The following is a 6,174-nucleotide window of genomic DNA, read 5'->3' as shown; positions in this document are numbered from 1 at the left end:
TTTTATTTAATGCTTATTTTTTAAGGAAAGAAAAGTCTTTGCCAATAAAACGGGCAGCAGCACCTAACTCTTCTTCAATACGCAACAATTGGTTGTATTTTGCAATCCTGTCTGAACGGGAAGCTGATCCTGTTTTAATCTGACCACAGTTTAAAGCTACCGCTAAATCTGCAATCGTTGTATCTTCAGTTTCACCACTTCTATGGCTCATTACAGAAGTATAACCACTGTTTTGTGCTAAACTCACCGCATTGATGGTTTCGGTTAAAGAACCAATCTGGTTAACTTTTACCAAAATAGAGTTAGCAATGTTTTTATCAATACCTTGTTGTAAACGTTTAACGTTAGTTACAAACAAATCATCACCCACTAACTGTACTTTATCACCGATAGCACGTGTTAAAGATTCCCAGGCAGCCCAGTCGTCTTCATCTAAACCATCTTCAATAGAGATGATAGGGTATTTACTTGCCCAGTCAACCCAGTAATTAACCATCTCTTCAGAAGTTAATTTATCACCTGAAGATTTGTGGAAGTTATAAGTTTGTGTTTTTGAATCGTACATTTCTGAAGCCGCAGCATCCATAGCAATCCAAATGTCTTTACCCGGTGTAAAACCAGAAGCTTCAATAGCCGTTAATACGGTTTCAATAGCTTCAACGTTAGAGCCGATGTTAGGGGCAAAACCACCTTCATCACCAACATTGGTAGAGTATCCTTTTTTCTTTAAAACTGTTTTCAGGTTATGGAAAACTTCTGTACCCATTTGCAAAGCTTCAGAGAAACTGCTTGCACCTAAAGGCATGATCATGAATTCCTGAAAATCAATTTTGTTGTCCGCATGTGCACCACCGTTTAAGATGTTCATCATCGGTACAGGTAAAGTATTTGCATTTACACCGCCAATATAACGGTATAATGGTTGTCTGCTTTCTTGTGCCGCAGCTTTAGCTACAGCAAGTGAAACGCCTAAAATGGCATTTGCACCAAGGTTACCTTTGTTTTCAGAACCATCAAGATCGATCATTAATTTATCAATCAGGTTTTGTTCAAAAACATCAACACCCTGTAATTCTGAAGCTATTTTGTTATTTACATTGTCAACGGCTTTTAATACACCTTTGCCCATGTAGACTTTATTATCCCCGTCTCTCAACTCAACAGCTTCATGTTTTCCTGTGCTTGCTCCAGATGGAACTGCTGCACGGCCCATATTTCCGTTTTCTGTTACTACCTCTACTTCAACTGTAGGGTTCCCTCTTGAATCGAGGATTTGTCTTGCATGAACATCAATTATTAAACTCATTTTTAATAGTTTTATGGTTAAATTACTCTTAGTGTAAATTTTACAATTACTAAGTACTAATCCAAAGTTAAAATAAATTTTAAATTATCAGTTGGATTGCTTAATTTTTTGACGGTGTTTTATGCCAATGATTTGAGATACAACCAATAAGGCCGAGCTCAGCAGACCTGCATAATGATGAAAATGACCTTTCCAGACAAAGTTACTTTGAATCAGGGCAACCAGGTTAAAGATAAACAAGGCTATACAGGCAACGATAATTATTTTTGCTTTCATTTTTTTATTCCCATTTAAAAACCTTTACGGCAACTGAATATACCACAATTCCCCAGATCAGCATAATCAGGATTTGCATTTTAACATCCCATAAACCGGCACCTTCAAAAGCCACCTTGCGTAGGGCATCGTTCAGGTAGGTGAGTGGCAAAGCTCTGCTGATAGGCTGTAGCCAGGTGGGAAATGTATCTATAGAAAAGAAAGTTCCCGACAGTAAAAATTGCGGCAAGGTAATGATATTTGAAATGGGAGGGATGGTGCTTTCGCTTTTAGCAATTCCTGATACCACAAAACCAAAACCCATAAAGACAATTACGCCTAAGGTGGCCAGAATCAACATGTTGATGACAGTGACCACACCATGGATTAACGTAAAGTTGAAGAAAAGCTTACCCAGGATGATGATAAATAAAGCACCTAAAAGTGAAAAGCCGATGCGTGCAATAGCTTCACCCAATACAATGCTGGAGCGTTTAACTGGTGTGGCGAAAAAGCGTTTGATGACCAAGGTTTGGCGCAGGCTGAAAAATACAAATGCAGTACCAAAAACACCGGTACTCAACAGCGCAAAACCAAGCTGACCGGGTAAGATAAAGTCAATTTTGCGGTATAGTCTACCCGTTACCGTGCTTTCATTTAGTTGGGCCACAGTTGGTTGTACGTCTTTGGTGTTCAGTTGATAAAGCAGGTTATTTAAAATCGACTTGAGAATGTTTGCTTTATCTGCTGCGGCAGTGCTGTATTGCACATTGGCTAAATAGGCCGGCAGCCCCTTGCTATTTTTCTCTACGGCAATGGAAGCATCAAGGTTTCCTTTTTCAAGGTCTTCATGAATCTCTTGCAGGGATTTATCTTTTGTTAAATGCACTACAGCAGACTGCTCTAAAGCACTAATAACAGGGTTGCTGAAGTCAGAGCCGGGCACTACAGCCAGGTTTACCTTAATGCCGTTATTGCCCATAAAGCCGAAGACTAGAATAAAAATCAACGGGAAGGCAAGGGTAAAGATCACGGCAGAAGGACTGCGCATGATAGACCTGAAACTTGCTTTTGCCAGTGCCAGGGTTGCCCTGGTGTTATTATAGGGTTTTATCATATTTCTTGTTTATCCCTCGCGCCATTCCTGGCCGGTGAGGTTAATAAATACATCTTCCAGGTTGGCTTTTTTAACTTCTTTCTTGCGTTCAAAGCCACTGTTAACCAGCTTGTCTATTAAATTATCGGGACTATCCAGGGCAATGATCTTTCCGTTTTCTACAAAAGCCACACGGTCGCACAGCTGTTCGGCCTCATCCATATAATGGGTGGTAATGACTACAGTGGTGCCGTTATTGCGGATGCCGATAATTAAATCCCATAAGTTACGGCGCGCCTGGGGGTCTAGCCCTGTGGTAGGCTCGTCGAGGAAGATGATTTTAGGGTTATTGAGTAAGGTAGTAGCGATGGAGAAACGTTGCTTTTGTCCGCCAGATAAAGCTTTGTATTTCGCTTTAGCCTTATCCTGCAGGTTTACTTTCTCCAGCATCTCCATCGGCTTGATGTCAACGCCATATAAACCGCCAAAAAGTTCTAACAGTTCTACCAGGTTCAGGTTAGGGTAATAACCTGCTGCCTGCAGCTGTACGCCAATGATCTGTTTAATTTGCTGGGCATCTTTGTCTACCGAAAAACCATTGACCATAATCTCTCCCGAGGTTTTTTCCCTCAGCGTTTCAATGATTTCCAGGGTAGTAGTTTTACCGGCCCCATTGGGGCCTAGTAAACCAAAGATTTCATTTTCATAGACGTCAAATGTAATGCCTTTTACAGCAGCAAAGTCGTCATAATTTTTAACCAGGTCTCTCACACTGATAATGGCTTTCTTGCGCTCCATGGTGTAAAAATAAAAGGTTTTAAGGAAAAGAAATGGCTCTTTTCCCTAAAACCTGTAAAATATCGTTAAAGAATGTTGTTGTTCCTGATTTTGCTGCTTACCAAGCTAATTCGCCTTTGATCATCTCGATGAAATCGTCAAATAGGTAACGAGAATCATGCGGACCAGGAGACGACTCAGGGTGGTATTGTACCGAGAATGCTTTTTTGCCTTTTACACGGATACCTTCGATCGACTGGTCGTTTAAATTGATGTGTGTAATTTCTACCTTATCAGAATTTCTAACCTCATCTGGAACCACACCAAAACCATGGTTTTGTGAAGTTACTTCACAACGGTTTTTGATGATGTTTTTAACAGGGTGGTTTAAGCCACGGTGTCCGTTAAACATTTTCATGGTACCGATGTCATTTGCTTCTGCCAATAACTGGTGGCCAAGGCAAATACCGAACATAGGTTTATCAGCCGCTAAAATTTCTTTCACCGTCTCAATAGCATAAGGCATGGCTGAAGGATCGCCAGGGCCATTGGAAATAAAATAACCATCAGCACCCCATTCGTTCATTTCCGCGAAAGGCGTTTTGGCAGGGAAAACCTGTACGTAGATATCTCTGTCGTCGAAGTTACGTAAAATGTTTTTCTTGATGCCTAAATCTAAAGCGGCAACTTTATAAGTAGCATCCGGAGATCCATAGAAATAAGAAGTTTTAGTAGATACCTGTGAAGATAACTCTAAGCCATCCATGGAAGGTACAGCATCAAGTTTCTTTTGCAATTCTGCTACATCAACAATTTCTGAAGAGATAATGGCATTCATCACCCCTTTATTTCTGATGTGGCGTACTAAAGCACGGGTATCGATGTCAGAAATACCGACAATATTTTCGTTCTGAAAGTAGTCCTGGATAGATTCTGAAGCTTCCTTGCGACTAAAGCCGATGTTGTAGTTTTTACAAACCAGGCCAGCAATTTTAATCGTTTCAGATTCACCTTCTTCTTTATGAATACCATAATTCCCAATGTGAGCATTGGTGGTCACCATGATTTGTCCGAAATATGAAGGGTCAGTAAAGATTTCCTGGTAACCGGTCATCCCTGTATTGAAACAAATTTCTCCGGAAGTAGTGCCAATTTTTCCAGCAGCTTTTCCGTGAAATACGGTGCCATCTGCCAATAACAAGATCGCAGGTAACTTGATGTAGTTAGTCATGATAAATATAATCAGAAATTAGATTGAAAAAAGAGAAAAAATAAAGGGGAATAGTGGCATTACTGCTGCTTTTTCTATTAACAAATGTGCTGTTATCTAACCCGTTCATTTCGGGATACAAAGATACAGTTTTGGTATCTAATTTCAATATTTTTTTTATTAGTGATCATTAGGCGTGTATTTGATTTGTAAAACTTAATTTTGTTGCCCTAAACCTTATAGGAATGTCCGTAAATAAAGAAGTAAAGCGTATAACAACCCATACCCTGCAAGAAATGAAAGAGCGTGGGGAAAAAATTGCCATGTTAACTGCCTATGATTATTCTATGGCAACTATTTTAGGTGATGCCGGTCTTGATGTTTTATTGGTTGGTGATTCTGCCTCTAATGTTATGGCAGGCCATGAAACAACTTTGCCTATTACCCTTGATCAAATGATTTATCATGCCCAGGGCGTGGTTAGAGGCGCCGGACGTGCATTTGTAGTGGTTGATTTACCTTTTGGTACTTACCAGGGGAATTCTAAAGAAGCTTTAAATTCTGCCATCAGGATTATGAAAGAATCTGGTGCCCATGGGGTGAAATTAGAAGGTGGACAAGAAATTGTAGAATCTGTACAAAGAATCATTACCGCAGGTATTCCTGTGATGGGCCATTTGGGTTTAACACCACAGTCGATATATAAATTCGGAACCTATACCGTAAGGGCTAAAAGTGAAATTGAAGCGGAGAAATTAAAAAGTGACGTTTTAGTGTTACAGGAAGCTGGTTGTTTTGCCATTGTGCTGGAAAAAATCCCTGCTCAGTTAGCGAAGGTGGTCACTGAAAGTTTGCACATCCCGACAATAGGAATTGGTGCCGGAATGCATTGCGACGGACAAGTATTGGTGGTGAATGACATGATTGGCTTAACCAAGGGTTTTAGACCTCGTTTTTTACGCCAGTACCTTGATTTATATGAAGGTATTAAAGATGCTGCAGCATCTTATATCAATGATGTTAAAGGGAACAGTTTCCCTAATGAAAAAGAACAATACTAATGCCGATTACGGAAAAAGATATCCTTTTTGAAGATAACCATTTAATTGCGGTCAATAAACGGGCCGGCGATATTGTGCAGGTGGATGAGACGGGTGATGAATCGCTTGACGAAAAGGTAAAAAAATATATTGCTCACAAGTATAATAAGCCCAGTGAAGTTTTTCTGGGTGTGATGCACCGCCTTGACCGTCCGGTGAGTGGGGTTATTTTATTTGCCCGCACCAGCAAGGCCCTGGCCCGCATGAATGATGTGTTCAAAAACCGCGAGGTCAAAAAAACATACTGGGCAATAGTACGCAACAAACCGGCAGCCTTGTCGGGTACTTTGGTGCATTACCTTCTTAAAAATACACAGAAAAACGTGGTGACTGCCCATAACAAAGAAGTGGCAGGCAGTCAGTCAGCGTGCCGAATTAAGCTACAAGCTGATTGGTGAGCTTGGTGGCTATTATTTGTTGGAGGTTGATC

At 40.5% G+C, this 6,174-nt stretch carries 6 protein-coding genes and 1 pseudogene; 2 read left to right on the top strand and 5 right to left on the bottom strand.

The window, feature by feature from the left end; all coding sequences use genetic code 11:
• Nucleotides 1-13: 13 nt before the first annotated feature.
• The 5 genes from eno to carA all read right to left on the bottom strand — a co-directional run bounded on the left by eno (nt 14) and on the right by carA (nt 4,665).
• The gene (gene eno / locus ACR2F7_RS11560) at nt 14-1,306 is read right to left on the bottom strand and encodes a phosphopyruvate hydratase (RefSeq protein WP_432713715.1); all 1,293 of its coding nucleotides are present in this window, start codon (nt 1,304-1,306) and stop codon (nt 14-16) included.
• An 87-nt stretch (nt 1,307-1,393) separates the two neighbouring features.
• A complete protein-coding gene (locus tag ACR2F7_RS11555) occupies nt 1,394-1,582 on the bottom strand; it encodes a hypothetical protein (RefSeq protein ID WP_432713714.1) in 189 nt (62 codons plus the stop codon).
• A 4-nt stretch (nt 1,583-1,586) separates the two neighbouring features.
• Nucleotides 1,587-2,678 (bottom strand): ABC transporter permease, encoded by a 1,092-nt coding sequence (locus ACR2F7_RS11550; protein ID WP_432713713.1) that lies wholly within the window; start codon nt 2,676-2,678, stop codon nt 1,587-1,589.
• 9 nt (nt 2,679-2,687) lie between these two features.
• Nucleotides 2,688-3,455, bottom strand: a complete 768-nt coding sequence (locus ACR2F7_RS11545; RefSeq protein ID WP_432713712.1) for an ABC transporter ATP-binding protein — start codon at nt 3,453-3,455, stop codon at nt 2,688-2,690.
• 97 nt (nt 3,456-3,552) lie between these two features.
• The gene (carA, locus tag ACR2F7_RS11540) at nt 3,553-4,665 is read right to left on the bottom strand and encodes a glutamine-hydrolyzing carbamoyl-phosphate synthase small subunit (protein WP_432713711.1); all 1,113 of its coding nucleotides are present in this window, start codon (nt 4,663-4,665) and stop codon (nt 3,553-3,555) included.
• A 224-nt stretch (nt 4,666-4,889) separates the two neighbouring features.
• On the opposite strand from carA, the gene panB reads away from it, so the two are divergent.
• Entirely contained in the window at nt 4,890-5,705 is an 816-nt protein-coding gene (panB, locus tag ACR2F7_RS11535) for a 3-methyl-2-oxobutanoate hydroxymethyltransferase (RefSeq protein WP_432713710.1), read from the top strand.
• A pseudogene (locus tag ACR2F7_RS11530) lies at nt 5,705-6,174 on the top strand (RluA family pseudouridine synthase); the annotation flags it as partial. The gene panB and the pseudogene ACR2F7_RS11530, both read left to right, overlap by 1 nt.

Source organism: Pedobacter sp. (genome assembly GCF_045628745.1).
GTDB lineage: Bacteria > Bacteroidota > Bacteroidia > Sphingobacteriales > Sphingobacteriaceae > Pedobacter.
Note: the sequence above shows the minus strand (reverse complement) of the source record. Positions and strands in the feature narration are given on the sequence as shown.